We start from the raw sequence: 26463 nt of genomic DNA, 5'->3' as shown, positions 1-26463 counted from the left end.
GATGGAGCGGCAGCTGGACGCCTACTGCGAGCACCTGCGCAGTGAGCGCCAGGTGTCGCCCCATACGCTGGCAGCCTACCGTCGCGACCTTGCAAAAGTGCTGGGCTGGTGTCAGAAACACAACGTCGGCAGTTGGTCGGCACTGGACATCCAGCGCCTGCGCAGCCTGGTCGCCCGCCTGCACCAACAGGGCCAATCCTCTCGCAGCCTGGCCCGCCTGCTGTCGGCGGTGCGCGGCCTGTATCACTACCTCAATCGCGAAGGCCTGTGCGATCACGACCCGGCCACCGGCCTGGCGCCCCCCAAGGGCGAGCGCCGGTTGCCCAAGACCCTCGACACCGACAGGGCCCTGCAACTGCTCGAAGGGGCGGTCGAGGATGACTTCCTGGCACGACGGGACCAGGCGATCCTCGAGCTGTTCTATTCTTCCGGCCTGCGGCTATCGGAGCTGACGGGGCTGAACCTCGATCAACTGGACCTGGCCGACGGCATGGTCCAGGTGCTGGGCAAGGGCAGCAAGACTCGCCTGCTGCCCATCGGCCGCAAGGCCCGGGAAGCCCTGGAGCTGTGGCTGCCGCTACGGGCACTGGCCAACCCCGCCGATGATGCCGTTTTCGTCAGCCAGCAGGGCCGCCGCCTCGGCCCCAGGGCGATCCAGCTGCGGGTCAAGGCCGCCGGCGAACGTGAACTGGGGCAGAATCTGCATCCGCACATGCTCAGGCACTCCTTCGCCAGCCATGTCCTGGAGTCATCCCAGGACCTTCGCGCTGTCCAGGAGCTGCTAGGCCATTCGGACATCAAGACCACCCAGATCTACACCCACCTGGACTTCCAGCACCTGGCGACGGTCTATGACAGTGCCCACCCCAGGGCCAAACGCATCAAGGGCGACGAATCATGACCATCGAGCTGATCACTTTCGACCTGGACGACACCCTGTGGGACACCGCCCCGGTGATCGCCAGCGCCGAAGCCGTCTTACGCCAATGGCTGGCCGATAACGCACCGAATCTGGGCGGTGTACCGGTGGAGCATCTCTGGACGATCCGCGAACAGGTGTTGCGCGAAGAACCGGGCCTGAAACACCGCATCAGTGCATTGCGCAGGCGCGTGCTGTTCCGTGCGCTGCAAGAAGCCGGCTATGACCAGTGGCAAGCCTCCGAGCTGGCAGACCAGGCCTTCGAGACCTTCCTGCACGCCCGCCATCAACTGGAGGTGTTCCCCGAGGTGCAACCCACCCTGGAGATCCTGGCCAACCACTTCGCCCTGGGCGTGGTCACCAACGGCAACGCCGATGTACGCCGCCTTGGGCTGGCCGATTACTTCAAGTTCGCCCTGTGCGCCGAAGACATCGGCATCGCCAAGCCTGACGCCCGGCTCTTTTACGAGGCCCTGCAACGCGGTGGCGCCACTGCGCAGACCGCCGTGCACATCGGCGACCACCCGGGCGACGATATCGCCGGCGCGCAACAGGCTGGCCTGCGCGCAGTGTGGTTCAACCCGGCGGGCAAGACCTGGGATGCAGAGCATGCGCCGGACGCCGAAATCCGCAGCCTGACCGAACTGCCAAGCCTGCTGGCGGGCTGGCATAGCCAGCGCTGAACGCTGCTTCACAGTCGCCAGAACCCTCCCCCTCCGTGGGAGCGAGCTGGCTCGCGAAGGCGGTGGCATAGCCAACATCAATGCCAGCAGAGCCACCGCTATCGTGAGCAGCTCGCTACACAGGAACTGCGCCTGATTCGGGAAATACAATAGCGCCCATGAAAAAGCCCGCGACGACGGCGGGCTTTTTCGGCAAGCAAGAAGCAGAAGCTCAGATAGGACGGCTGCCGTACTTGTTGTCGGGCTTCTTGGGCGGATCGGCGACCACATTGGCCTCCACTTCCTGCACCTTTCCGCCCCTGGCCAGGAATTCTTCCATGGCCTTGGCGAGCGCATCACGTTCCTTGTTCTTGGCCTCTACGCTCGGCAACTCGTCGATCGATACTGCTGCCTTGGCCTTGCCCTTGGCAGGCGCCGGGACATCGGCAACATCATCGTCGGCCACATCTTCAGCCGCCGCTTCCAGACCGTCTTCGGCCTCGTCTTCGTCACCTACTTCGAGGTCGTCGTTTTCCAGATCATCGTCGCTCATGTTCTACCTCATGACTTGCGAAAAGCAGATTAGTTATAGCCCAGCTTCGCCATCTGTCGAAGGCTGCCAGAAAAAATTCAACATCCACCGGCAATCGGCGGTCATGCCCCTTCACCGTACAAGGTGGCGAGGACTTTACGGGCACCGCCATGATCACGGTGCTCGCCCAGATAAACACCTTGCCAGGTGCCCAGTGCCAGTCGCCCGTCCGTTACCGGCAGGCTGAGCTGACATCCCAGCACACTGGCCTTGAAGTGCGCCGGGAGGTCGTCCAGGCCTTCGTCGTTGTGCTCATAGTCGGCATTTCCTTGTGGGATCAGCCGATTGAAAAATCGTTCGAAGTCTCGACGTACCGCCGGATCGGCGTTCTCGTTGATGGTCAACGAGGCCGAGGTGTGCTGCAGCCACAGATGCAACAGACCGACACGACACGCCCTGAGTTCAGGCAGGCCGGCGAGCAACTCGTCCGTCACCAGGTGAAAGCCCCGGGGCCTTGCCCGCAGGGTAATCAGCGTCTGTTGCCACATACAGTTCTCCGCACGTTCGGCGCGCATTCTAGCGCGCTCTGGGAAAAAACAAAGAGCCTAATATTCCTCCTTCGATGTAAGCCTTTGACGGTAGAAAAGTCCTGTCGCCTGCATGGCAAAAAGCGCCTGGAAAACGGCCCCTTCCTTGAGCAATGACAAATTCCAGACAAAAAAATGCCCGGCAAGCCGGGCATATTTTTTTGCGTGCGCTTACAGGTTGTAGCCACGCTCGTTGTGCTGGGCCAGATCCAGGCCGACAGCCTCTTCTTCCTCGGAGACACGCAGCCCCATGACCGCATCCAGAACCTTGAGGATGATGAAGGTGACGATCGCGGTGTAGATCACGGTGAAACCCACGCCCTTGATCTGGATCCACACTTGCGCACCGATATCGGTGACGGTGCCGAAGCCGCCCAGGGCCGGCGCAGCGAACACGCCAGTGAGGATCGCACCGAGAATACCGCCGATACCATGCACGCCGAAGGCATCCAGGGAGTCGTCGTAGCCGAGCTTGCGCTTGAGGGTGGTTGCACAGAAGAAGCACACCACGCCTGCCGCCAGGCCGATGACCAGGGCGCCCATCGGGCCCACGGTACCGGCTGCCGGAGTGATCGCGACCAGACCCGCCACCACGCCCGAGGCAATGCCCAGTGCGCTTGGCTTGCCGTGGGTGATCCACTCGGCGAACATCCAGCCCAGCGCCGCGGCGGCGGTAGCGATCTGAGTCACCAGCATGGCCATGCCGGCGGTGCCGTTGGCGGCGACGGCGGAACCGGCGTTGAAGCCGAACCAGCCGACCCACAGCATGGCGGCACCCATCAGGGTGTAACCCAGGTTATGCGGCGCCATCGGCGTGGTGGGGAAGCCCTTGCGCTTGCCCAGTACCAGGCACGCCACCAGGCCCGCGATACCGGCGTTGATGTGCACCACGGTGCCACCGGCGAAGTCCAGCACGCCCCAGTCCCACATCAGGCCACCGTTGCCAGACCAGACCATGTGTGCGATCGGTGCATACACCAGGGTGAACCACACGCCCATGAAGATCAGCATGGCGGAGAACTTCATCCGCTCGGCGAAGGCGCCGACGATCAGGGCCGGAGTGATGATGGCGAACGTCATCTGGAAGGTGATGAACACCGCTTCGGGAAACAGCGCCGCCGGACCGGTCAGGCTGGCCGGGGTGACGCCTGCCAGGAACGCCTTGCCCAGGCCGCCGACGAAGGAGTTGAAGTTGACGACGCCCTGCTCCATGCCGGTGGTGTCGAACGCGATGCTGTAGCCATAGATGACCCACAGGATGCTGATCAGACCGGTAATGGCAAAGCACTGCATCATCACGGAAAGAATGTTTTTCGACCGGACCATGCCGCCATAGAACAGCGCCAGACCGGGAATGGTCATGAACAGCACGAGAATCGTGGCAGTCAGCATCCAGGCGGTGTCGCCGGAATTCAGTACGGGGGCTGCCGCTTCTTCCGCCATGGCCAGGCCAGGCATTACGAAGGACAACAGGGCTCCTAGCCCTGCGAATTTACGCAGAGTCATATTGTTTTCTCCTGGGGCGTTGGGTTTGGCGGCTTAGATGGCGTCGGTATCGGTTTCGCCGGTACGGATGCGGATAGCCTGTTCCAGATTGACCACAAAGATCTTTCCGTCACCAATCTTGCCGGTGTTGGCAGCCTTGGTAATGGCCTCGATGACCCGGTCAAGATCCTTGTCGTCGATGGCGACGTCGATCTTCACCTTGGGCAGGAAGTCGACCACGTATTCCGCGCCGCGATACAGCTCGGTGTGGCCTTTCTGCCGGCCGAAGCCTTTGACCTCGGTAACGGTGATGCCCTGCACGCCGATTTCGGACAGCGACTCGCGCACGTCGTCCAACTTGAACGGCTTGATGATGGCAGTGACTAGCTTCATGAAACTCTCTCCCGAATTGGTGGACTTGCCCCAGGAAAACAAACCCGACTCAAGTCTAAGCGCAGTGCCTGGCTTTGTAACGCGTCGTCGGCCCAAGTTGCCCGACCAGCGCCAGTTAACCGTTCCTGACGGAGCTCCCCGCTCCGTCCGCTGCACTGCATTCGTCACAACGACTGCATCAGTGCATGGGTCACCAGGCTCTAAGCAGAAACCTTGCCATCTGTGCCCAAACCCTCTGATTTCAGTCTCTTACCTGCACAGCCAGCCCGCATGACGCCACGAACCGCAGCGATACGCACAACAACGGTGCGACAGCGCCCGCCCCCATGCGCGAAAAGCGTGCATCCCGGGCTTGCGGATTGACTATAGACACTGCGTGATACACTGCCCGTCATCGTTTCCAGGACACCTGCCATGCTTGCGCCAAAAGACCTCCTCGACGCCCTGAGCGGCCACGCCTCCCGCCTCCTGAGTGGCGACACGCCCCTGCCCAGGAGTGAAATCGAAAGCCAGCTCAAGGCCCTGCTTCAAAGTGGCTTCAGCAAGCTGGACCTGGTGAGCCGGGAAGAATTCGACAGCCAGATGGTCGTGCTGGCCCGCACACGCGCGCGCCTCGAGAGCCTGGAGGCGAAGGTGGCGGAGTTGGAAGCCAGGCTGGGCTCGGCGGCCGAGTAACGAAGACGCATCAAGGGGCACAGGCCCGATCGGCTTTTCGCCGTTCAGCCACTGAGCACCTGCCGAGCCTGCTCCGACAGCGTCACCATCGGCAACTCCAGGATGAAGAGCGCCCCCTGCCCCGGACCGGCGCTCTGCACCGCCAGGTCACCGCCCATCTCGTGCGCGGCCAGGATGCAGCTGTGCAGGCCAAAACCGTGGCCGTCGGCCCGTGTCGTGAAGCCATGCTCGAAGACATGGGCGATATTGCCCATGGCAATGCCTTCGCCGTTGTCCTCGACTTCGATACGTGCCCGCTGATCACCCACGGCTTTCAGGCGAAGGACGATCCGTGACGGGCGGTCCGTCACCGACTCGAGCGCCTGCCGGGCGTTGTTGATCAGGTTGATCAGTATCTGCAGCACCTTGTGCTTATCCAGTGCCATCAGCGGTATGTCGTCGAGCTCCTGGACCAGCGTCACGTCATGGCGAGCCAGGGATCCATGGCAGATGCGGACCACGTCCTCCATCAGCTCTTTCAGTGAACCTGGCTCCAGCACGCTGGAATTGCCGGCATAGGACTGCTGGGTGGCGACGATCTCCTTGATGTGGTCGATGCTCCTGGTGAGCAGGGCCAGCTCCTTGATCATGCTCTCGCGCTCGGTCGCCAGCGATTCGGCCAGCATGCCAAGGTATTCCGGCAGCGCGCGGCCTTTCGGATCGCGGCTGATGAAATCCCCCAGGTTGTCCGAATGCTCTCTCATCAGTTGAACGACCTTGGCCACCCCCACCGCCTTCGATGCGTGCACCTTGTCGTACAGGACCTGGGCCGACACGTTGACGCTGTTGAGCACATTGCCCACGTTGTGCAGCACATTCGTCGCGATTTCCGCCATGCCGGCCCGACGCGCCGTGGTGACCAGCTCGGCCTGCGCCTCGCGCAGTTCATCGTTGACCCTGGCCAACTGCTGCGGACTGGGGATCCTCAGCGCAGCGGGCACCAGCCGGACCAGGAGAATGGCAGTGATCACCGAGGCAATCGCCGTGACCACCTTAATCAGCGCCGACAACCAGTAGTAGGGTTGCCAGATCGTCAGGATTTCGATCAGGTGGCTGGTGCCACAGGCCAGGATGAAGACGCCGAAGGCCGCCAGCATCCAGTCGAACGGCACGTCCTTGCGCTTGTGGATAAAGTAGATGAGGGTGAAGGGGATGGTGACGTATGACAGGGCAATGAGGCTATCGGCGATCACATTGGTCCAGAGCAGGTCCGGGCGCCACATGTAGCAGTGCCCATGGGGCATGAAGCGTTTGTCGGTCAACAGCGCCAGCAGATCGTCCATGGCCGCGTCCTCCCTGTGCCTTTGAACCGACAGATGCCGATCAAATGCAGTCTAGCAGAGGCCCGGGACGCTCAGGACCGCCCGGGCCTTCGGCAACATTCTGCGAAAATTTGCGCTGCAATTGCCGCTCCGACGCACTCTGTCACGACTACCCTTCAGGAACCGCAGGACGCGGCCCTTATTCACTCAAGGAACGATTCATGTCGCTCGCCATCATCCATAGCCGCGCCCAGGTAGGGGTGCAGGCTCCCGCCGTTACCGTAGAGGTTCACCTGGCCAACGGCTTGCCGTCGCTGACGATGGTCGGTCTGCCCGAGGCCGCGGTGAAGGAAAGCAAGGACCGGGTGCGCAGCGCGATCATCAATTCGGGGCTGAACTTTCCGGCCCGACGCATCACCTTGAACCTGGCGCCGGCCGACCTGCCCAAGGATGGCGGGCGGTTCGACCTGGCGATTGCCCTGGGTATCCTGGCCGCCAGCGTGCAGGTGCCGACCCTGGCCCTGGAAGATGTGGAATGCCTCGGTGAGCTGGCCTTGTCCGGCGCGGTGCGCCCGGTGCGCGGGGTTTTGCCCGCAGCGCTGGCGGCACGCCAGGCGGGGCGGACGCTGCTGGTTCCACGGGCCAATGCCGAGGAAGCCTGCCTGGCGTCGGGCCTGAAGGTGATCGCCGTCGACCACCTGCTCGAAGCGGTGGCGCACTTCAACGGCCACACCCCGGTCGAGGCCTTCGTGTCCAACGGGCTGCTCGCCGCCAGCAAGCCATACCCCGACCTCAACGAAGTGCAAGGCCAGGTCGGGGCCAAGCGTGCCTTGCTGATTGCCGCCGCCGGTGCCCATAACCTGTTGCTCAGCGGGCCACCGGGCACCGGCAAGACGTTGCTGGCGAGCCGCCTGCCAGGGCTGCTGCCGCCCCTGGCCGAGTGCGAGGCCCTGGAGGTCGCGGCGATTCAGTCGGTCGCCAGTTGCGTGCCGTTGAGCCACTGGCCGCAGCGGCCGTTTCGCCAGCCCCATCATTCGGCGTCCGGTCCGGCACTGGTTGGCGGCGGGTCCAAGCCGCAGCCGGGGGAAATCACCCTGGCCCACCATGGCGTACTGTTTCTCGACGAACTGCCGGAGTTCGACCGCAAGGTATTGGAGGTCCTGAGGGAGCCGTTGGAATCAGGGCATATCGTCGTCTCACGCGCCCGTGACCGTGTGCGATTTCCAGCGCGTTTCCAGCTGGTGGCGGCGATGAACCCCTGTCCCTGCGGTTATCTGGGGGAGCCCACCGGGCGCTGTTCCTGCACGCCGGACATGGTGCAGCGCTACCGCAACAAGCTTTCCGGCCCCTTGCTGGATCGCATCGACCTGCACCTGACCGTTGCCCGGGAAGCCACGGCACTGAATCCCAAGGGTGAACCGGGCGAGGATACGGCCACCGTTTCCGAGCAAGTGGCCGAAGCCCGTGAACGCCAGCAAAGACGCCAGGGCTGCGCCAACGCTTTCCTCGACCTGCCAGGCCTGCGGCGACATTGCACGTTATCCCCGGCCGACGAGACATGGCTGGAAACGGCGTGCGAACGACTGTCCCTGTCCCTACGCGCTGCCCATCGCCTGCTCAAGGTCGCCAGGACACTGGCGGACCTCGAGCAAAAGGGCCGCATCAGCCGGGATCATCTGGCCGAGGCGTTGCAGTATCGACCCTCCGCCTGACCGCTTCATGGCTTGCTCAGGTCGACCAGGGGCATTTCCCGCACCTCGGTTTTCTGGCCGTTCTGGATCGAGTCGATATGCTTGAGCGCCTTGTCCACAGCGCCCTTATCCGCCAGCAGGCTGTAGTGGATCATGAACTGGCGGTGCTCTTTCGGCCCGATGACAGGCACCAGGCCCAACGGCCTCTGGTAGCGACGGTTATAGGAAAAACTGGTACCCGGCTCCAATCCGGTCACGTACCCCTGGCCTTGGGTATCGGTGTTTTTCCACAGGGAAAACACCGGGAGCGTCGCGGTGTTGAAACCCACCGATACGCCAAGGTTACCGGCCCTGTTATGGAGGACGGTAAGCGTGTCGCCCTTGGCATCGGCATAGGGCACGACGTTATAGACAGTTTCGTCGTAGTCCCTGGTAGGCCCCCGGTAGGTTTGCCAGTCGGCCAGGTCGCCCTTGGCCTTGTCGTTGAACGGCGAGACCTGCTTGACCGGCGCAGCGAAGCGGGCACCCTGCTCGAGGAACGGCGTGCTGAAATTGCTGTGATAAAGCGCCTGGTACTCCTTGGGATAATCGCCATTGTTGGTCAGGGTATCGTTGAGCGAAAAGGTCACGCTGCCAGGTTCGGTGACCAATTCGGTCTGCACCGAGAAATCCACCTTCTTGAAGGCCTGTTCCTTCAGCTCGCCCCGCAGGGTGATCGCGTACGGCGGCTTTTCATCGATATGCAGGGTGACCTTGTTGGCCGGGATGTTGGCGGCGCGACCGTGGAGGGTCAGCAACTCGCCGTTATCCATGCCAGGGTGGCCCACCCATTCGTAGCCACAACGCGTCACCAGTTCGTTGAACCCTTCGAGCCATCCCAGTCCGCCTCGGCCGTTGAGCTCGATGAAAGCCGGGTTGACGACTTCCTTGACCGGCGAATCCCAGCCCATGCGCACATTCCCCACCGAGGCCTGCAACACATTCATGCCCCGGGTCGGGACCACGGAGAGTTTCAGGGTGCCATTGTCGATGTCGACGACGCTGACACCCTCCTGCCGCCCACCGTGCAGTGTGCGCAGGGTGACGGAAAATGGCTTGTCGGTCTTGACGCCCAGCTGCTGGCTGGTGATCTGCCAGGGTTGGGCGGCTTTGTCGGTGTCCAGCAGGACATAGTCCCAGGCCATGGCCTGGGAGGCAGCGCCCAAGGCGCCAAGGGCAATGATAAGTCGGAGCGGAGTCATGGAGATGGCCTTCTTTTTTGGAGTTGTGCGGGTTTTATAGTCTTGGAGAAACGTTTCAGCAAGACGAAAAACCGCAATCGATCAAAAACGAGGCGATGGAAAAGAGGGGGCGGGGGCAGCAGCGGGCTTACCCGCAAGGACGACGGAACAACGGGTGCCAACGATCAACGCTAACGCGGGGGGTGGTTCGCTGATCGGGGATGCAAAGATCGGCGTACACGGCAATTCCTGTGGAAGCTGGCCTGCTTCCACAGGAATGGGGGGCGTTCGGCTAAGCCTCAGCGAAACCGATCAACTTCCTGACGCAGGTCCTGGGCCAGCTTTTCCAGTTCCTTGGCGGTGATCGCCAGGTTAGAGACCACTTCACGCTGTTCGCTGTTGGCCATGGCAATGCTCTGCAGGTTGCTGCTGAGCAAGGTCGCGGTGCTGCTCTGCTCCTGGGTGGCGGTGGTGATGGCCGCGAATTGCTGGCCGGCGGAGCGACTCTGCTCGTCGATGCGCGCCAGCGCCGAGGCCACATTGGCGTTGCGCGACAGGCCTTCCTGCATCAGCAGGTTGCCCTGCTCCATGGTGCTGATAGCGTTGCCGGTTTCCTGCTGGATGCTGGTGATCATGCTGGAGATTTCATCAGTGGCCTGACGAGTACGAGACGCCAGGCTACGGACTTCGTCGGCCACCACCGCGAAACCGCGGCCCTGCTCACCCGCACGAGCCGCTTCGATGGCGGCGTTCAGGGCAAGCAGGTTGGTCTGCTCGGCGATGGACGTGATCACGCCCACGATGCCGCCGATTTCCTGGGAGCGCTGGCCCAGGGTATTGATGACCGTGGCGGTGCTGTTGAGCGCCCCGGCAATCTGCTCCAGGGAGGACGACGCTTCGTCCATCGAGGTACGACCGATCTGGGTCTGTTGCGCGTTTTCCTGGGCCAGGCGCTGGGTATTGCCCATGTTGTCGGCAATGTTCGCCGACGTTGCACTGAACTCCTCCACCGCACCGGCCATGCTGGTGATCTCGCCCGACTGCTGCTCCATACCCTCATACGCACCGCTGGACAGACCGGACAGGGCCTGGGCGCGGCTGTTGACTTCATGGGAGGCCTTGCGGATGTGCTCGACCATGGTCGACAGGGCCAGGCTCATCTGATTGAAAGCCCGGGACAGCTGACCGATTTCGTCGTGGCTCGATACGTTCAAGCGCACACTCAGATCACCGGCTCCCAAGGCTTCCGCCTGGCGTACCAGATCCCCCAGCGGCGCCAGCTTGCTGCGCAGCAGCCATACCGCCGCACCAACGGCCAGCAGCATCGCCAGCAGGCTGCCGATGGCCAACTGGGTGCCCACGCTCCAGGTCACCGCGTTGATCTCGGTTTTCGGCATGCTCGCCACGACGGCCCAGGGCCCGCCTTCGAACGGCACGGCAACGCTGTAGAACGTCTCGGCGCTATCGCTCCAGAACTCACCCTTGCCCGGCGTCTTGACCAGCTTCTGGATCGTCGTGCTCGCCTGGTCCAGGGCCTGCACGCCGGCAGGCGGCACCAGCCATTTGTTTTGCTCGTCCAACAGGGCCAGCGAACCGGTCTGGCCAATGCGGAAGCGCTTGAGATTCTCGAATTGCGCGTTTTGCGCGTCGGTGTAATCGAATCCTACGTACAGTGCGGCAATGATCTTGCCGCCACTGTCACGAACCGGGCTGTACTGGGTCATGTAGTAGCGCCCGAACAGCAGGGTGCGACCGATGTAGCTTTGCCCACCCATCAGGCGGGCATAGGCCGGGCTGGCATGGTCGAGCACGGTACCGATGGCTCGCGTGCCGTCCTGCTTGGTGACCGAGGTGCTGACGCGGACGAAATCGTCACCGTTGCGCACGAACACCGTGGCGGTGCCGGCGGTCATCTGCTTGAACTCATCGACTTCGGTGAAATCGTTGTTCAGCACCGCATTGCCCAGGTTCAGGCTCGGGAGCTGCACGCCCGCCACTGCGACTGGCTGGTCGGGATGCACGCTCAGGCCGGCGCTGAAACGTTTTTCGAACAGGCCGGCCAACCGCTGGGTGCTTTCCCTCAGGGTGCCATGGAAAGTGCTGAGTTGATCGGCTAGAAGACGTGCTTCACTGGCCAGATGCTCTTCACGGGTGGCGAGGTTGGCTGTATCCAGCGAACGCAACGCAAATACAGTACTGCCGGAAATTACGACCGCCAGTATCACGGCAAGGGCAAGACCCAGCTGTGAGGCGATACGGGCACGGGGTTGAGACATGACGGCTCCTGGACGAGTGACCAGATCATCCTGATCGAGTCGCACACTCGGCTTTTTTTTCGGGGTGAAATATCGGTAAGCCCTTTCTGAACGAAGGTTCCATCTTCACGGATTCGGCGGCAAAGCCGAATACTTGAGCGCGTTGGACGGATTAATGCCAACTAGCCACCACCCAAGCTTCAACGATTCAGCCCAGGCGCTTCACCGCAGGCAATTGCATGGCCTTGACCTCCCCCTGGAGGAAGTCACTGAGCCGACGCAAACGTTCACCCCCTGGCCGGGTTTTCGGCCAGACCAGATAGTAGTGCTCTCCGCTGGCCACGGCGGTGGGCCACGGCAGGCTCAAACGTCCCTGGGCCACGTCCTCGGCCACCATCAACAGATCACCCATGGATACACCGTAACCTCGGGCCGCCGCAATCATGCCCAGCTCCAGCGTATCGAACACCTGCCCACCCTTGAGGGACACCTTATCTGACAGGCCCATGCACTCGAGCCACTTGCGCCAGTCCCGACGGTCGGGCGTCGGGTGCAGCAATTCGACACTGGCCAGCCGTTGCGCATCCCAGGGTCGATCGCTTCCCAGGTTCGGCGCGCCTACCGGAATCAACTCCTCGGGGAAAAGGAAACTGGCCTCCCAATCCGCAGGAAAATGCCCATTACCCAGGAGCACCGCGCAATCGAAGGGTTCGGTGTTGAAGTCCACGGAGTCGACGTCCATCCAGGCGCTGGTCAACTGCACCTCATTGCCAGGCTGCAGATGTCGAAAGCGACTCAGGCGCGCCAGCAACCAGCGCATGGTCAGGGTCGAGGGCGCCTTCATGCGCAGGATGCCGTCCTCCCCGTGCAGGGTGTGGCAGGCCCGCTCCAGCGCCATGAAGCCTTCGCGCACGCCTGGCAACAGCAACCGCGCCGCTTCGGTCAGTTGCAGGTTGCGGCCACTGCGCTGGAACAACCGACAGGCAAAGTGCTCCTCGAGGGTGCGGACATGCCGGCTGACCGCACTCTGGGTGATCGACAGCTCTTGCGCCGCCCGGGTGAACGAGCTGTATCGCGCCGCCGCTTCGAATGCCCGCAGCGCATACAGGGGGGGAAGACGACGGGACATGAGAAAAGCTCCGGGGATGAGTCCTGCACCTTAGCAAATAGTTGCTCTGCATGAGTTTTAATCATGCCAGCGATCTTTTTTATCCTTTTGTGCAAAGCCCGGCAAGGGCCGAGAATCGACGCTTTACTGCCTCGTCTGGACAGGGAGTGTTATGAACATGCGGCATCCGGTGCATACCGAACTCGGGGCCATCCTGCGGCTGGCGGGGCCATTGATTGCCTCGCAGCTGGCGCATATGTTGATGGTGCTGACCGACACCCTGATGATGGCGCGCTTGAGCCCCGAAGCCCTTGCCGGCGGCGGTCTCGGTGCCGCGGCCTACTCGTTCGTCTCGATTTTCTGCATTGGCGTGATCGCGGCCGTGGGTACCCTGGTGGCGATCCGCCGGGGCGCGGGCGATGTCGAGGGCGCCACCCGCCTGACCCAGGCCGGGTTGTGGCTGGCCTGGCTGATGGCCCTGATGGCCGGACTGCTGCTGTGGAACCTCAAGCCGGTACTGCTGATGTTCGGCCAGACCGAAACCAACGTGCTGTCCGCCGGGCAATTCCTGCTGGCGCTGCCGTTCGCCCTGCCTGGTTACCTGAGCTTCATGGCCCTGCGCGGCTTTACCAGCGCCATCGGCCGCGCCACGCCGGTCATGGTCATCAGCCTGTGGGGCACGGTCATCAATTTCCTGCTCAATTACGCACTCATCACCGGCATGTTCGGCCTGCCGAAACCGGGCCTGATGGGGATCGGCCTGGTAACCGCCATTGTCGCCAACTGCATGGCGCTGGCGTTGGCGTGGCATATCCACCGGCACCCGGCCTACCGCGCCTATCCGCTGCTCGAAGGCCTGTCGCGCCCCAACCGCCAGTACCTCAAGGAGCTCTGGCGCCTGGGCCTGCCGATTGGCGGCACGTACGCAGTGGAGGTCGGCCTTTTCGCGTTCGCCGCGCTGTGCATGGGCACCATGGGCAGCACGCCGCTGGCGGCCCACCAGATCGCCCTGCAGATCGTCTCGGTGGCGTTCATGGTCCCGGCGGGGATGTCGTATGCGATCACCATGCGGGTCGGCCAGCACTACGGGGCCGGGCAATTGTCGATGGCGCGGCTGTCCGGGCGGGTCGGCATCGGCTTCGGCGCGTCGGTGATGCTGGCTTTCGCCATGGTGTTCTGGCTGCTGCCGAACCAGCTGGTCGGTCTGTTCCTGGACCATGACGACCCGGCATTCCGCGCGGTCATCGACCTGGCGGTGAGCCTGCTGGCCGTGGCGGCGTGGTTCGAGCTGTTCGACGGCACGCAGACCATCGCCATGGGTTGCATTCGCGGACTCAAGGATGCCAAGACGACCTTCCTGGTGGGCCTGGGGTGTTATTGGCTGATCGGCGCGCCGGCCGCGTGGTGGATGGCTTTCCACCTGAACTGGGGGCCGACCGGTGTCTGGTGGGGCCTGGCCCTGGGGCTGGCCTGCGCGGCGGTGAGCCTGACGCTGGCATTTGAATGGAAGATGAAGCGGATGATTCGCAGTGAGGCTGGACAGCCCGGTTTCGAAGCCATTCAGGCCAAGTGAAATCCATCTCTTTGTAAGAGCGAGCTTGCTCGCGATCGCGATAGGTCTGTCACATCCATTTTGGCTGGTACCCCGCTATCGCGAGCAAGCTCGCTTCCACAAGGGTTTGTGTCAGACCACGACATCGTGTGTGGACTGCTGATCACCCTCGAACGTCAAGTACTCGACCAATTCCGGCAACGGCAACGGCTTGCTGATCAGGTAGCCCTGGACCTGGTCGCAACCGAAGCCACGCAGCAGGTCCAGCTGCTCGGGGGTCTCCACCCCTTCGGCCACAACTTCCAGGTTCAGGTTGTGGGCCAGGTTGATCATCGCGTGCACCAGCTTGCGGTTCTCTTCGCGCTGCTCCATGCCGCCGACAAAGCTCTTGTCGATCTTGAGCAAGGCGATGGGTAGGCTGTTGAGGTGCACGAACGAGGAGAACCCGGTACCGAAATCGTCCAGGGAAAAACGCACCCCCAGGCGCCCCAGGGCGTCCATGGTCTGCTTGACCAGCTCGCTGCGACGCATGACGGCGGTTTCGGTGAGCTCGAACTCCAGCCATTGCGCCTCGACGCCGCGTTCGGCGATCAGCCGGCTCAAGGTCGACAGCAACTGGCTGTCCTGGAACTGCCGGAATGACAGGTTGACCGCCATGTGCAACGGCGCCAGCCCTCGCTCGCGCAGCGCCTGCATGTCCCGCAGTGCCCGGGAAATCACCCAGTAACCCAGCGGCACGATCAAGCCACTCTGCTCCGCCAGCGGCACGAACTCACTCGGCGGCAGCAACCCGCGCTCGCCGTGACGCCAGCGCACCAGGGCTTCGAGGCCGACAATGTTGCCGCTATCGAGGTCCAGTCGCGGTTGGTAATGCAGTTCCAGCTCATCGCGACGCAGTGCCCGGCGCAGTTCGCTCTCAAGGTCGGCGAGGCTGCGGGCATTGCGGTTGATACGTTCGTTGAAGATATGAAAGGTACAGCCCTGGGTGCTCTTGGCCTGCTGCATGGCGATGTGGGCGTGCCACATCAGCGGGTCGGCGCCGGCCTGGGCGCGGGCATGGGCGATGCCCAGGCTGCAACCGATCAGCAGGCTCTCGCCGTCCACCCAATACGGCTCGGCCATGGCCTGGGTGATGCGCTCGGCGATCCACTCGGCCCGTTGCGGCGCGCGGCGGGTATCGATCAGCAAGGCGAATTCGTCGCTGCCCAATCGCGCCAATTGGTCGCCGGCCTCGAGCGAACCCTTGAGGCGCGACACCACTTGCAGGATCAAGCGGTCGCCGGCCTGGTGGCCCAGGGCATCGTTGGCGTGGCGGAAGTTGTCCAGGTCCAGATGACCAAGCGCCAGGCCGCGACCTTCGTTCTCGGCCAGGCGCGCCGCCAGCAGGGTCTGGAAACCCTGGCGGTTGGCGATGCCCGTCAAGGGGTCCTGCTCGGCCAGGCGCTGCAACGTGTTTTCCAGCACACCGCGCTCGCGTACATGGCGCAGGCAACGACGCAGGGTCGCGCTGTCGAGCGTGTCGCGCACCAGCCAGTCGCTGGCGCCATCGGGCGGTGTCGCAGGTTCCTGCTCCAACAGCAGGACAGTCGGCAGGCGGCAACGGCCGGGTGCCGGCTGCAATGCCGCGACGGTCAACAGCACGGCACTACGATTGTCTTCGAACAGGTCGCTGACCGACTCCCAGTCCGGGGCGCTGGTCAACACGATCGAGCCCGCCATGGGCGCCAGGCACTCGCGCAGTCTCGCCGGCCACTCAGGCTCTTCGGCCAATAACAGCAAACGCAAGGGTTCGACAGGCGTGGACAAGCTGACTCCCTAGACTCTGCAAGGTGGTAGGCGCCGGGCATTATGACCTGCCAATCGGCAATGACCAATGTCAATGGTTCTCAAATACAGGCTTCTGGCGATTTTTTCATCCAAAAATCGAACATTCTCCGCAAATCTGCCGCAAATTCCGCATGGCACAGGCAAAACGGTGATTTGCGTCAGTTGTCGAGTCACAAGTCGGACAGAGCAGCACAATTCGCTGAGCCTGTTAAAATGCCGGCCCATTTTCGCAAACGACTCCCAGAACCCGTCATGTCCCGACTCAACCCCCGGCAGCAAGAAGCCGTGAACTATGTCGGCGGCCCACTTTTGGTGCTCGCCGGTGCAGGCTCCGGCAAGACTAGCGTGATCACCCGCAAGATCGCGCACCTGATCCAGAATTGCGGCATTCGTGCCCAATACATCGTCGCCATGACGTTCACCAACAAGGCTGCCCGGGAAATGAAGGAACGGGTCGGCGGCCTGCTGCGTCCTGGCGAAGGCCGGGGCCTGACGGTCTGCACCTTTCACAACCTGGGGCTGAACATCATCCGCAAGGAGCATGTGCGGCTGGGCTACAAGCCGGGCTTTTCGATTTTCGACGAGACCGACGTCAAGGCCCTGATGACCGACATCATGCAGAAGGAATACTCCGGCGACGACGGCGTCGACGAGATCAAGAACATGATCGGCGCCTGGAAGAACGACCTGGTGCTGCCTCCCGAAGCCCTGGAGAACGCTCGCAATCCCAAGGAACAGACCGCCGCCATCGTCTACGCCCATTACCAGCGCACGCTCAAGGCCTTCAACGCGGTGGACTTCGACGACCTGATCCTGCTGCCGGTCAAGCTGTTCCAGGACCACGCCGACATCCTGGAGAAATGGCAGAACAGGGTCCGCTACCTGCTGGTGGACGAATACCAGGACACCAACGCCAGCCAGTACCTGCTGGTGAAGCTGCTGATCGGCAAACGCAACCAGTTCACCGTGGTGGGCGACGACGACCAGTCGATCTACGCCTGGCGCGGTGCCCGGCCGGAAAACCTGATGCTGCTCAAGGAAGACTACCCATCGCTCAAGGTGGTGATGCTGGAGCAGAACTACCGTTCCACCAGCCGTATCCTGCGTTGCGCCAACGTGTTGATTTCCAACAACCCTCACGAATTCGAAAAACAGCTGTGGAGCGAGATGGGCCACGGTGACGAGATCCGTGTGATCCGATGCCGCAACGAAGATGCCGAAGCCGAGCGCGTGGCCATGGAAATCCTCAGCCTGCACCTGCGCACCGACCGGCCCTACAGCGACTTCGCCATCCTGTATCGCGGCAACTACCAGGCCAAGCTGATCGAACTCAAGCTTCAGCATCATCAGATCCCTTATCGCCTGTCCGGTGGCAACAGCTTTTTCGGCCGCCAGGAAGTGAAGGACCTGATGGCCTATTTCCGCCTGATCGTGAACCCGGATGACGACAACGCCTTCCTGCGGGTGATCAACGTCCCGCGCCGAGAAATCGGTTCCACCACCCTGGAAAAACTTGGCAACTACGCCACCGAGCGCAAGATCTCGATGTATGCCGCCACCGATGAAATCGGCCTGGGCGAACACCTGGACAGCCGTTTCACCGATCGCCTGGCGCGCTTCAAGCGCTTCATGGACAAGGTACGCGAGCAGTGCGCCGGGGAAGACCCGATCTCGGCGCTGCGCAGCATGGTCATGGACATCGACTATGAAAACTGGCTGCGCACCAACAGCTCCAGCGACAAGGCCGCCGACTACCGCATGGGCAATGTCTGGTTCCTGATCGAAGCGTTGAAGAACACCCTGGAAAAAGACGAAGACGGCGAAATGACCGTCGAGGACGCCATCGGCAAGCTGGTGCTGCGCGATATGCTCGAGCGCCAGCAGGAAGAGGAAGAAGGTGCCGAAGGCGTGCAGATGATGACCCTACATGCCTCCAAGGGCCTGGAGTTTCCCTACGTGTTCATCATGGGCATGGAAGAGGAAATCCTGCCCCACCGCTCCAGCATCGAAGCCGACACCATCGAAGAAGAACGGCGCCTGGCCTACGTCGGCATCACCCGGGCACGCCAGACGCTGGCATTCACATTCGCCGCCAAGCGCAAGCAATACGGCGAGGTGATCGACTGCGCCCCGAGCCGCTTCCTCGACGAACTGCCGCCGGATGACCTGGCCTGGGAAGGCAACGACGACACGCCGACCGAAGTGAAGGCCGTGCGAGGCAACAACGCCCTGGCCGATATACGCGCGATGCTCAAACGCTAGAATCGATTTTTTCAACTGACCTCAGGCGTCGAAAGCGCCACCAAAGGAGGCTTCATGGAAGCCCTGCACCAGAAAATCCGTGAACAAGGCATCGTGCTTTCCGATCAGGTTCTGAAAGTCGACGCCTTCCTGAACCACCAGATCGACCCGCAGCTGATGAAGCTGATCGGCGACGAATTTGCCGCGCGGTTCAGGGATTCGGGCGTGACCAAGATCGTCACCATCGAAGCCTCGGGCATTGCCCCGGCGATCATGACCGGCCTGAACCTGGGCGTACCGGTGATCTTCGCCCGCAAGCAGCAATCCCTGACCCTGACGGAAAACCTGCTGTCGGCTACCGTGTATTCGTTCACCAAGAAAACCGAAAACACCGTAGCTATCAGCCCGCGCCACCTGACCAGCAGCGACCGCGTGCTGATCATCGATGACTTCCTGGCCAACGGTAAGGCGTCCCAGGCGCTGATCTCCATCATCAAGCAGGCAGGCGCAGCCGTGGCCGGACTGGGGATCGTGATCGAGAAATCGTTCCAGGGCGGGCGCGCGGAGCTGGATGCCCAAGGCTATCGCGTCGAATCCCTGGCCCGGGTGCAATCCCTGGAAGGCGGGGTCGTGACCTTTATCGATTGATCCGCAACCCTGTGGGCGCAAGCCTGTTCGCGATGAGGTCGCACATCCAGCATCGAGTTGGCTGATAGTCCGCTATCGCGAGCAGGCGCGCGCCCACAGGCGTCTCAGGCTGATCGCTATGGCGCAGTGGCCTTGAGACCCGCCAGCAACAACCGCTGGGCCAGCTCCTCCTTCAGGCCTTCAGGGCTCGTCAGTTGCATCCGCTCCAGGTGCTGGGCAAATTCCCACGGCTGCGGTGCGTCCAGCGCGGCTTTACCCAATTCCAGGATCTCGGTGAGCTTGAACTTGCTCTTGAGCCAGTTCAGCGCCCGCAGCAGGTCCCGCTCTTCAGCGTCGAAATCGCAGCCCAGCGGGTACTCCGGGAAAAGATTCGGATGCCGTGCCTGGATCGTCTGCAAGCGCTGCGAAGTGTTCTCGGCGAATCGCGGATCGAGACGGAAATCCTTCGGCAGCTTGCCGGCGTTTTGTGCCTGCTCGATCAGCCCCGGCTGGAACCGGGAATCGCTGATATTGAGCAGCGCCTCGATCACTGCGGCATCGGTCTTGCCCCGCAGGTCGGCGATACCGTACTCGGTAACCACGATGTCTCGCAAATGCCGGGGAATGGTGCAGTGGCCGTACTCCCAGACGATGTTGGAGCTGACCTCGCCCCCTGCCTCGCGCCAGCTGCGCAGCAGCAGGATCGAACGCGCGCCCTCCAGCGCATGGCCCTGGGCAACGAAGTTGTATTGCCCTCCCACGCCGCTGAGCACCCGCCCGTCTTCCAGCTGGTCAGCCACCCCGGCGCCCAGCAATGTCATGGTGAACACCGTGTTGATGAACCGGGCATCGAGCCGTTGCAAGCGCTTGAGCCGCTCCTGGCCGTACAGCTCGTTGATGAAACTGATACGGGTCATATTGAATTCGAGCCGCCTGCTCTGGGGCAGCTCGTGCAGGCGCTCGTAGAAACTGCGCGGCCCAAGAAAGAACCCGCCATGGATGCAGACGCCATCGGGCTGGGCCGCCTCGTCGAGGGTACCGGCGTTGGCCTGTTCCTGGGTCGGCTCGTCGGGATAGACCTTGCGCCGGATGATCCCCGCTTCCGCCAGCGCCAACAGGCCGTTGACGAACATTTCACTGCAGCCGTACAGCCCCTTGGCAAACGGTTCGACCCCGCCCTCGCGCTCGATCAACCGGGCCCACTGGCTGAGGTTCAGGTCCGCCAGCAGGGCCTGGTATCCGGCGTTGTCGGCCTGGCGCGCCAACAGTGCCGCCGTCAGCGCGTCGCCCATCGAGCCGATGCCAATCTGCAAGGTGCCGCCGTCGCGCACCAGGGTGCTGGCGTGCAGGCCGATGAAATGATCCTGGAACCCCACCGGCATGTTCGGCGTGGAAAACAACCGGTGGCTGTCCTTCTCATCGATCAACAGGTCGAAGGTGTCGAAGCCGACCTCAGCATCGCCCGGCATGTAGGGCAGGTCGCTGTGGACCTGCCCCAGCATGAGGATCGTCTCCCCCTCCGCGCGCCGCTTGGCGATCATCGGCAACAGGTCGAGGGTGATGTCGGGGTTGCAGCTGAGGCTCAGGCGATCCGGGTATTGCGGGTCGCTCGCCACCAGTTGTGCCACCAGGTTCAGGCCGGCGGCGTTGATGTCCCGGGCCGCATGGCTGTAATTGCTGCTGACGTAGTCCTGCTGGGCCGAAGCACTGTGCAACAGGCTGCCGGGCTGCAGGAAGAATTGCTGGACCCGGATATTGGCCGGCAGGCTGTCCCGATGCAGGTCGGCGAGATAATCCAGTTCGGGGTAGTCGCCAAAGACACGCTCGATGAAGGGCTCCAGGAAACGCTTCTGCAAACCATCGCCCAGGTTCGGCCGTCCCAGGCTCAGCGCCGTGTAGAGGGTCAGCTGCCGCTCCGGCAGTTGGGCGATGCGTCGGTAAAGCGCGTTGACGAACAGGTTGGGCTTGCCCAGCCCCAGGGGCATGCCAAGGTGAATGTGCGTCGGCAACCGCTCCAGCACCTCGTCCACCGCCTGTTCGATTGAACACAATTGCACCATCGGCCCCTCCGACCTGCTCCGTGAATGTGGGTTGGACCGAGATTGACGGGTCTTGGTTGCGATGAACAGCGTTGCAAAGCCGCAGGCACAAAAAAGCCGCTCGTAAGCGGCTTTTCCGGATGGATGCGGGCTGTTGGCTTTTACAGGCCAGACATCTCTTTGATTGCGCCCTTGAGCTCCTCATCCGAGCAATCGGCGCAAGTGCCTTTAGGCGGCATGGCATTGATACCGGTGATGGCCTTGGCCAGGATACCGTCAAGACCGCCCTGGTGATCGGCACGCTCTTTCCAGGCCGCTTTGTCACCGATTTTAGGGGCACCCAGCAAGCCAGTGCCGTGGCATGCATTGCAGTGTTTCGCAATGACATCCTTCGGTGCCTTGGCCCCACCAGCGCCACCAGCCGAAGCGGCGACTTCCATGCCCTTGCATTCTTTCCCCTGAACACAAACCTGGCCGACGGGTTCAAGACGCTTGGCGATTTCATCGTTGGGCGCCGCTTGAGCGCTCGCAGCCCATAGGGCCAATACGGTTGCTGGTGCAGCCAGCATTTTCATAATTAGGTTCACGCGTACACCCTCAATGGTGGCTAGTCACGCCTGCGGCCACGGTTTGCAGGCGGGCGCAAGTATAGCGGTAAGCCTGCCACACTGAAACAACCCTAAAGTCGCAAGGGTCTTGTCAACCATGGCCCGCTCACCCCCAGGCGCCTTTGCCATCCAGGCTCGGCGCCGTTTTTCCTAGAAATTGGCCGGCGTAGCTGCGCTGATCAGTCGCGCCGGCGTATCGAACGGATTACGAAAACGGTGTGGCTTGGTGCTCTCGAAATAGTAGCTGTCGCCTGCCTCGAGCACGAATGTCTCGGCCCCCACCACCAACTCCAACCGGCCCTCCACCAGGATCCCGGTTTCCTCGCCCTCGTGGGTGAGCATCTCGTCACCAGTATCGGCGCCAGGCGGATAGATTTCGTTCAGAAAGGCAATCGCCCGGCTCGGGTGCGCCTTGCCCACCAGCTTCATGGTCACGGCACCATCGGAGATGTCGATCAATTCGTTGGCTTTGTAGACGATCTGGGTAGGTTTCTCCTGGAGGATTTCCTCGGAAAAGAATTCGACCATGGACATGGGAATCCCGCCGAGAACCTTGCGCAGCGAGCTGATCGAGGGGCTGACGCTGTTTTTCTCGATCATGGAAATGGTGCTATTGGTAACGCCCGCGCGCTTGGCGAGTTCACGCTGGGAAAGACCTTTGAGTTTACGAATGGCTTGCAGTCGTTCACCGACGTCCAATGCAGGAACCTCCAGGGAGTGTTGTGTGGTAAGTGAGCGTTATCATGGCGACAGCGTTCAGTATTTACAACACTTTGGCCCGAATCCCGTGCGGTGAAGCGACCTCCGGTCGACCCAGCCTCGCCTCAGCCCTCGGAATAGAGCCGTGGCACTCGTCGCAGGTTACAAAAAATCTGATAGGGAATCGTCCCGGCGGCCTTCGCCACGTCACTGGCGAGCACGTGCTTTCCCCAAAGCTCAACGGTGGAACCGAGGCCGGCCTGGGGCAGGTGCGTCAGGTCGACACACAGCATGTCCATCGACACTCGCCCGACCAGTTGGCTGGGCTGTCCGTCGATCCGCACCGGCGTACCGGTCGGCGCCTGGCGCGGATAGCCGTCTGCATAGCCCATGGCAACCACCCCGACCCGGGTCGGTTGCGCGGTCACGAAACGGGCGCCGTATCCCACCGGCTCGCCGGCGGGCAATTCCCGCACGCTGATGATCTTCGACTCCAGTGTCATCACCGGTTGCAGGCGTGACGCCGTGGCCTGGGCCTCCTCGAAGGGCGTCGCGCCATACAGCATGATGCCCGGACGCACCCAGTCGCTTGGTATCTGCGGCCAACCCAGAACCGCCGGTGAATTGCGCAGGCTCGTTTCCGCCACCAGGCCCTGGCGCGCAGCCTCGAACACCGTCAGTTGCTGGACAGTGCTGGGGTCATGCAGCTCATCGGCACGGGCAAAGTGAGTCATCAACACGATCTTCGCCACCTTGCCGCTGGCCAGCAGTCGACGGTAGGCGCCTTGATAGTCCGCCGGGTGCAAGCCGACCCGATGCATCCCGGAGTCAAGCTTGAGCCAGACGGTGATCGGCTTGCTCATCGTCGCTTTCTCGATCGCTTCGAGCTGCCACAACGAGTGCACGACACACCACAAGTCATGCTCGACGATCAACGCCAATTCATCGGCTTCGAAAAAGCCTTCCAGCAGTAAGATCGGCCCACGGATCCCACCGGCCCGCAACTCCAGGGCCTCTTCGATGCAGGCCACGGCGAACCCATCGGCACTGTCCTGCAGGGCCTCGGCGCAACGTACCGCACCGTGCCCGTAGGCGTCGGCCTTGATGACCGCAAGGGCCTTGGCCCCTGTGACTTCGCGGGCCAGTTGGTAGTTATGACGCAGGGCTTGGAGATCGATCAGGGCACGGGCAGGACGCATGGCGGCAGACTTCTAATAGTCGGACAGGGTAAAAAACCGGCGCTGGCTGACGGCATGCACCATCAACAGCGCCGGGAGAGGGACTGGTTCGATCGGTTTACGGCAGCGCGGCCACGACCGACAGTTCAATGAGGATTCCCGGCTCGCAGAGCCGGGCCTGCACTGTGGCCCGTGCCGGCGCGACACCTTGGGGCAGCCATTTGTCCCAGACCGCGTTCATGCCTGCGAAATCCGCCTCGATGTCTTTCAGGTAGATCGTCACCGACAGCAAGCGGCTCTTGTCGGTCCCGGCCAGGTCGAGCAGACGCTCGATATTGGCGAGGGTTTCGCGGGTCTGTTGTTCAATGCCGGCGCTCATGTCGTCGCCGACTTGCCCGGCCAGGTAAACGGTGCCGTTGTGCACCACAACCTGGCTCATGCGGTCATTGGTGAGCTGGCGCTGGATTGCCATGTTTCGCAGACTCCTGATGTTTGCTGCCATAACGGGAAATATCGAGACCTTCGGCGCTGATCTGTGGCTTTTTCCGAGCCATCAGGTCCGCCAGCAGACGACCGGAACCGCAAGCCATGGTCCAGCCGAGCGTGCCATGGCCGGTGTTCAGGAACAGGTTCCTGAACGGCGTGGCGCCGACGATCGGCGTACCGTCCGGGGTGGTCGGGCGCAGGCCGGTCCAGAAACTGGCCTGGGCCAGGTCACCGCCCTGAGGATAAAGGTCGTTGACGATCATCTCCAGGGTTTCGCGGCGACGCGGGTTCAGGGACAGGTCGAAACCGGCGATTTCCGCCATGCCACCCACGCGGATGCGGTTGTCGAAGCGGGTGATCGCCACCTTGTAGGTTTCGTCGAGGATGGTCGAGGTGGGCGCCATTGCCGGATTGGTGATCGGCACGGTCAGGGAGTAACCCTTGAGCGGATACACCGGTGCACGGATACCGAGGGGCTTGAGCAATTGCGGCGAATAGCTGCCCAGGGCCAGGACGTAGCGGTCGGCGGTTTCCAGCTTGCCGTCGATCCAGACGCCGTTGATGCGGTCGCCGGCAGAATCCAGGCGCTGGATGTTCTGGCCGAAGCGGAATTCCACACCGAGCTTGACGGCCATTTCCGCCAGGCGCGTGGTGAACATCTGGCAATCGCCGGTCTGGTCGTTGGGCAACCGCAAGGCGCCGGCGAGGATATCGGTGACATTGGCCAGGGCCGGCTCGACCCGCGCGATGCCTTCGCGATCGAGCACCTCGAAGGGCACGCCGGACTCCTTCAGCACCGCGATGTCTTTCGCCGCGCCGTCGAGCTGGGCCTGGGTACGGAACAACTGTGTCGTCCCCAGGGTACGGCCTTCGTAGGCAATGCCGGTTTCGGCGCGCAGTTCGTCGAGGCAGTCGCGGCTGTACTCCGACAGGCGCACCATGCGCTCCTTGTTGATGGCATAACGGCTGGCGGTGCAATTGCGCAGCATCTGCGCCATCCACAGGTACTGGTCGATGTCGGCAGTGGCCTTGATGGCCAGCGGAGCATGACGCTGCAGCAACCACTTGATGGCTTTGAGCGGCACACCCGGCGCGGCCCACGGCGAGGCATAACCCGGCGATACCTGGCCGGCGTTGGCGAAGCTGGTTTCCATGGCCGGCGCCGGCTGACGGTCGACCACCACCACTTCAAACCCGGCCCGGGCCAGATAGTAAGCACTGACAGTGCCGATGACGCCGCTACCCAAGACCAGAACGCGCATTTTATGACCTCATCGCGGATAACCGCTGACGTTTGTTGTACACAGCTTTGATGCGCGCAGTTTAAAAAAGATCAGCCAGTGCTTTTCACTATATAAATGCCTATATTTGGCGAGAATTCTCGGCAAAAACCCTTTTCATGGAGGAGCATCCCCTGTGCGTACCAATACACAGACCAAACGCGAGCTGGACAAGATCGACCGCAACATCCTGCGCATCCTCCAGGCCGACGGGCGGATCTCCTTCACCGAGCTGGGCGAAAAGGTCGGCCTGTCCACCACACCGTGTACCGAGCGGGTGCGGCGCCTGGAGCGCGAAGGGATCATCATGGGCTACAACGCCCGGCTAAACCCGCAGCACCTCAAAGGCAGCCTGCTGGTGTTTGTCGAGATCAGCCTCGACTACAAGTCCGGCGACACTTTCGAAGAATTCCGACGCGCCGTGCTGAAATTGCCCCATGTGTTGGAATGCCACCTGGTGTCGGGGGATTTCGACTACCTGGTCAAGGCACGGATTTCCGAAATGGCCTCGTATCGCAAGCTGCTGGGAGACATCCTGCTCAAGCTGCCCCACGTGCGTGAATCCAAGAGCTACATCGTGATGGAAGAGGTGAAGGAGAGCCTGAACCTGCCGATTCCGGATTGAACCTGGGCGTTGCGGCGTCAGACCAATACCTGCCGATTGCTGGCCATGTACTCATGGATCTGCTGCTCGACCCGCGGATGGATCAGCTCCACCGGGCGCCGGCCATTGGGGCATGGCAGACTCGCCGTGGTGCCGAACAGCCGACAGATCAACGGTCGCTCGTCATAGACGGTGCAACCGTTCGGTCCCAGGTGAACGCAATCGAGCGCTTCCAGGGCGGCGTCCTGTTCGGCCCGGGTCTTGCGCGGCAGACGGGCCATTTCCTCGGGGGACGTCGTCACCGGTCCGCAGCAGTCATGGCAGCCCGGCACACATTCGAACGACGGGATCTGCTGGCGCAGCGTGCGGATTTTTTGACTGTTGCAACTCATCGAAACGGCTACCAAGGCGAGACAGTTCGGGATTCTGCCTTAAAAGCAGTGCGCCAGACAGCGTCGGCCGACCGATGTTGCCCATGAGCGAAGTCGCGGCTT

Annotated in this window: 24 protein-coding genes; 8 read left to right on the top strand and 16 right to left on the bottom strand. The window is 62.3% G+C overall.

Annotated features, from left to right (window positions below; all coding sequences use genetic code 11):
* The first annotated feature begins 1 nt into the window (after position 1).
* Entirely contained in the window at positions 2 to 901 is a 900-nt protein-coding gene (xerC, locus tag BW992_RS08160; RefSeq protein ID WP_076405975.1) for a tyrosine recombinase XerC, read from the top strand.
* A complete protein-coding gene (locus BW992_RS08155; protein WP_072390614.1) occupies positions 898 to 1602 on the top strand; it encodes an HAD family hydrolase in 705 nt (234 codons plus the stop codon). Before xerC ends, BW992_RS08155 begins: the two co-directional genes overlap by 4 nt.
* 211 nt (positions 1603 to 1813) lie before the next feature.
* Here the strand turns inward: BW992_RS08155 and sutA are convergent, their stop codons facing one another.
* The 4 genes from sutA to glnK form a co-directional block, all read right to left on the bottom strand.
* Complete coding sequence (gene sutA, locus BW992_RS08150) at positions 1814 to 2134, bottom strand: transcriptional regulator SutA (protein ID WP_072390617.1); 321 nt, start codon at positions 2132 to 2134, stop codon at positions 1814 to 1816.
* Positions 2135 to 2235: 101 nt separating this feature from the next.
* Complete coding sequence (locus BW992_RS08145) at positions 2236 to 2661, bottom strand: secondary thiamine-phosphate synthase enzyme YjbQ (protein WP_072390620.1); 426 nt, start codon at positions 2659 to 2661, stop codon at positions 2236 to 2238.
* 210 nt (positions 2662 to 2871) lie between these two features.
* Positions 2872 to 4206: an ammonium transporter gene (locus BW992_RS08140; protein ID WP_072390623.1), complete on the bottom strand. Its 1335-nt coding sequence runs from the start codon at positions 4204 to 4206 to the stop codon at positions 2872 to 2874.
* A gap of 33 nt (positions 4207 to 4239) precedes the next feature.
* A complete protein-coding gene (gene glnK, locus BW992_RS08135) occupies positions 4240 to 4578 on the bottom strand; it encodes a P-II family nitrogen regulator (protein ID WP_002555808.1) in 339 nt (112 codons plus the stop codon).
* A 414-nt stretch (positions 4579 to 4992) separates the two neighbouring features.
* Here glnK and BW992_RS08130 point away from each other — a divergent pair, with 414 nt between their 5' ends.
* Complete coding sequence (locus BW992_RS08130; protein ID WP_072390626.1) at positions 4993 to 5253, top strand: accessory factor UbiK family protein; 261 nt, start codon at positions 4993 to 4995, stop codon at positions 5251 to 5253.
* 44 nt (positions 5254 to 5297) lie between these two features.
* Here BW992_RS08130 and BW992_RS08125 read toward each other — a convergent pair whose 3' ends face one another.
* Positions 5298 to 6575 (bottom strand): sensor histidine kinase, encoded by a 1278-nt coding sequence (locus BW992_RS08125; RefSeq protein WP_072390629.1) that lies wholly within the window; start codon positions 6573 to 6575, stop codon positions 5298 to 5300.
* Between the two features lie 200 nt (positions 6576 to 6775).
* On the opposite strand from BW992_RS08125, the gene BW992_RS08120 reads away from it, so the two are divergent.
* Positions 6776 to 8266 carry a YifB family Mg chelatase-like AAA ATPase gene (locus BW992_RS08120; RefSeq protein WP_072390632.1) on the top strand — a complete coding sequence of 497 codons (1491 nt, stop codon included), beginning with the start codon at positions 6776 to 6778 and terminating at the stop codon, positions 8264 to 8266.
* Positions 8267 to 8271: 5 nt separating this feature from the next.
* Here BW992_RS08120 and BW992_RS08115 read toward each other — a convergent pair whose 3' ends face one another.
* From BW992_RS08115 to BW992_RS08100, 3 genes are all read right to left on the bottom strand, one after another.
* The gene (locus BW992_RS08115; RefSeq protein ID WP_072458537.1) at positions 8272 to 9486 is read right to left on the bottom strand and encodes an aldose 1-epimerase family protein; all 1215 of its coding nucleotides are present in this window, start codon (positions 9484 to 9486) and stop codon (positions 8272 to 8274) included.
* A 278-nt stretch (positions 9487 to 9764) separates the two neighbouring features.
* Positions 9765 to 11741 (bottom strand): methyl-accepting chemotaxis protein, encoded by a 1977-nt coding sequence (locus tag BW992_RS08110; protein ID WP_076405973.1) that lies wholly within the window; start codon positions 11739 to 11741, stop codon positions 9765 to 9767.
* A 187-nt stretch (positions 11742 to 11928) separates the two neighbouring features.
* Positions 11929 to 12849, bottom strand: a complete 921-nt coding sequence (locus BW992_RS08100; protein WP_072390645.1) for a LysR substrate-binding domain-containing protein — start codon at positions 12847 to 12849, stop codon at positions 11929 to 11931.
* A 151-nt stretch (positions 12850 to 13000) separates the two neighbouring features.
* Here BW992_RS08100 and BW992_RS08095 point away from each other — a divergent pair, with 151 nt between their 5' ends.
* On the top strand, positions 13001 to 14401 hold the full coding sequence (locus tag BW992_RS08095) for a NorM family multidrug efflux MATE transporter (RefSeq protein WP_072458535.1): 1401 nt from the start codon (positions 13001 to 13003) through the stop codon (positions 14399 to 14401).
* Between the two features lie 111 nt (positions 14402 to 14512).
* Here the strand turns inward: BW992_RS08095 and BW992_RS08090 are convergent, their stop codons facing one another.
* On the bottom strand, positions 14513 to 16186 hold the full coding sequence (locus BW992_RS08090) for a putative bifunctional diguanylate cyclase/phosphodiesterase (protein ID WP_072430950.1): 1674 nt from the start codon (positions 16184 to 16186) through the stop codon (positions 14513 to 14515).
* A 273-nt stretch (positions 16187 to 16459) separates the two neighbouring features.
* On the opposite strand from BW992_RS08090, the gene rep reads away from it, so the two are divergent.
* Positions 16460 to 18469, top strand: coding sequence for a DNA helicase Rep (gene rep, locus BW992_RS08085; protein ID WP_072390655.1), 2010 nt, complete (start codon positions 16460 to 16462; stop codon positions 18467 to 18469).
* A 54-nt stretch (positions 18470 to 18523) separates the two neighbouring features.
* The gene (locus tag BW992_RS08080; RefSeq protein ID WP_072390660.1) at positions 18524 to 19096 is read left to right on the top strand and encodes a xanthine phosphoribosyltransferase; all 573 of its coding nucleotides are present in this window, start codon (positions 18524 to 18526) and stop codon (positions 19094 to 19096) included.
* Between the two features lie 116 nt (positions 19097 to 19212).
* On the opposite strand, the gene BW992_RS08075 is transcribed toward BW992_RS08080, so the two are convergent.
* The 6 genes from BW992_RS08075 to dadA all read right to left on the bottom strand — a co-directional run bounded on the left by BW992_RS08075 (position 19213) and on the right by dadA (position 25347).
* A complete protein-coding gene (locus tag BW992_RS08075) occupies positions 19213 to 21135 on the bottom strand; it encodes an acetyl-CoA hydrolase/transferase C-terminal domain-containing protein (RefSeq protein WP_076405968.1) in 1923 nt (640 codons plus the stop codon).
* 140 nt (positions 21136 to 21275) lie between these two features.
* Positions 21276 to 21689 (bottom strand): c-type cytochrome, encoded by a 414-nt coding sequence (locus BW992_RS08070; RefSeq protein WP_072390667.1) that lies wholly within the window; start codon positions 21687 to 21689, stop codon positions 21276 to 21278.
* A 183-nt stretch (positions 21690 to 21872) separates the two neighbouring features.
* Positions 21873 to 22421 carry a cupin domain-containing protein gene (locus BW992_RS08065; RefSeq protein ID WP_072430952.1) on the bottom strand — a complete coding sequence of 183 codons (549 nt, stop codon included), beginning with the start codon at positions 22419 to 22421 and terminating at the stop codon, positions 21873 to 21875.
* A 125-nt stretch (positions 22422 to 22546) separates the two neighbouring features.
* The gene (alr, locus tag BW992_RS08060; RefSeq protein ID WP_072430953.1) at positions 22547 to 23620 is read right to left on the bottom strand and encodes an alanine racemase; all 1074 of its coding nucleotides are present in this window, start codon (positions 23618 to 23620) and stop codon (positions 22547 to 22549) included.
* A 97-nt stretch (positions 23621 to 23717) separates the two neighbouring features.
* Complete coding sequence (locus BW992_RS08055; protein ID WP_076405966.1) at positions 23718 to 24071, bottom strand: RidA family protein; 354 nt, start codon at positions 24069 to 24071, stop codon at positions 23718 to 23720.
* Positions 24043 to 25347 carry a D-amino acid dehydrogenase gene (gene dadA / locus BW992_RS08050; protein WP_072458532.1) on the bottom strand — a complete coding sequence of 435 codons (1305 nt, stop codon included), beginning with the start codon at positions 25345 to 25347 and terminating at the stop codon, positions 24043 to 24045. The genes BW992_RS08055 and dadA overlap by 29 nt, the downstream gene beginning before the upstream one ends.
* 154 nt (positions 25348 to 25501) lie before the next feature.
* Between dadA and BW992_RS08045 the strand changes: the two genes are divergently transcribed.
* Entirely contained in the window at positions 25502 to 25990 is a 489-nt protein-coding gene (locus BW992_RS08045) for an Lrp/AsnC ligand binding domain-containing protein (RefSeq protein WP_003206849.1), read from the top strand.
* Between the two features lie 17 nt (positions 25991 to 26007).
* Here BW992_RS08045 and BW992_RS08040 read toward each other — a convergent pair whose 3' ends face one another.
* Complete coding sequence (locus BW992_RS08040; RefSeq protein ID WP_072390681.1) at positions 26008 to 26361, bottom strand: YkgJ family cysteine cluster protein; 354 nt, start codon at positions 26359 to 26361, stop codon at positions 26008 to 26010.
* Positions 26362 to 26463: the final 102 nt, after the last annotated feature.

This window comes from Pseudomonas sp. 7SR1, from assembly GCF_900156465.1.
Classification (GTDB): Bacteria; Pseudomonadota; Gammaproteobacteria; order Pseudomonadales; family Pseudomonadaceae; genus Aquipseudomonas.
Note: the sequence above shows the minus strand (reverse complement) of the source record. Positions and strands in the feature narration are given on the sequence as shown.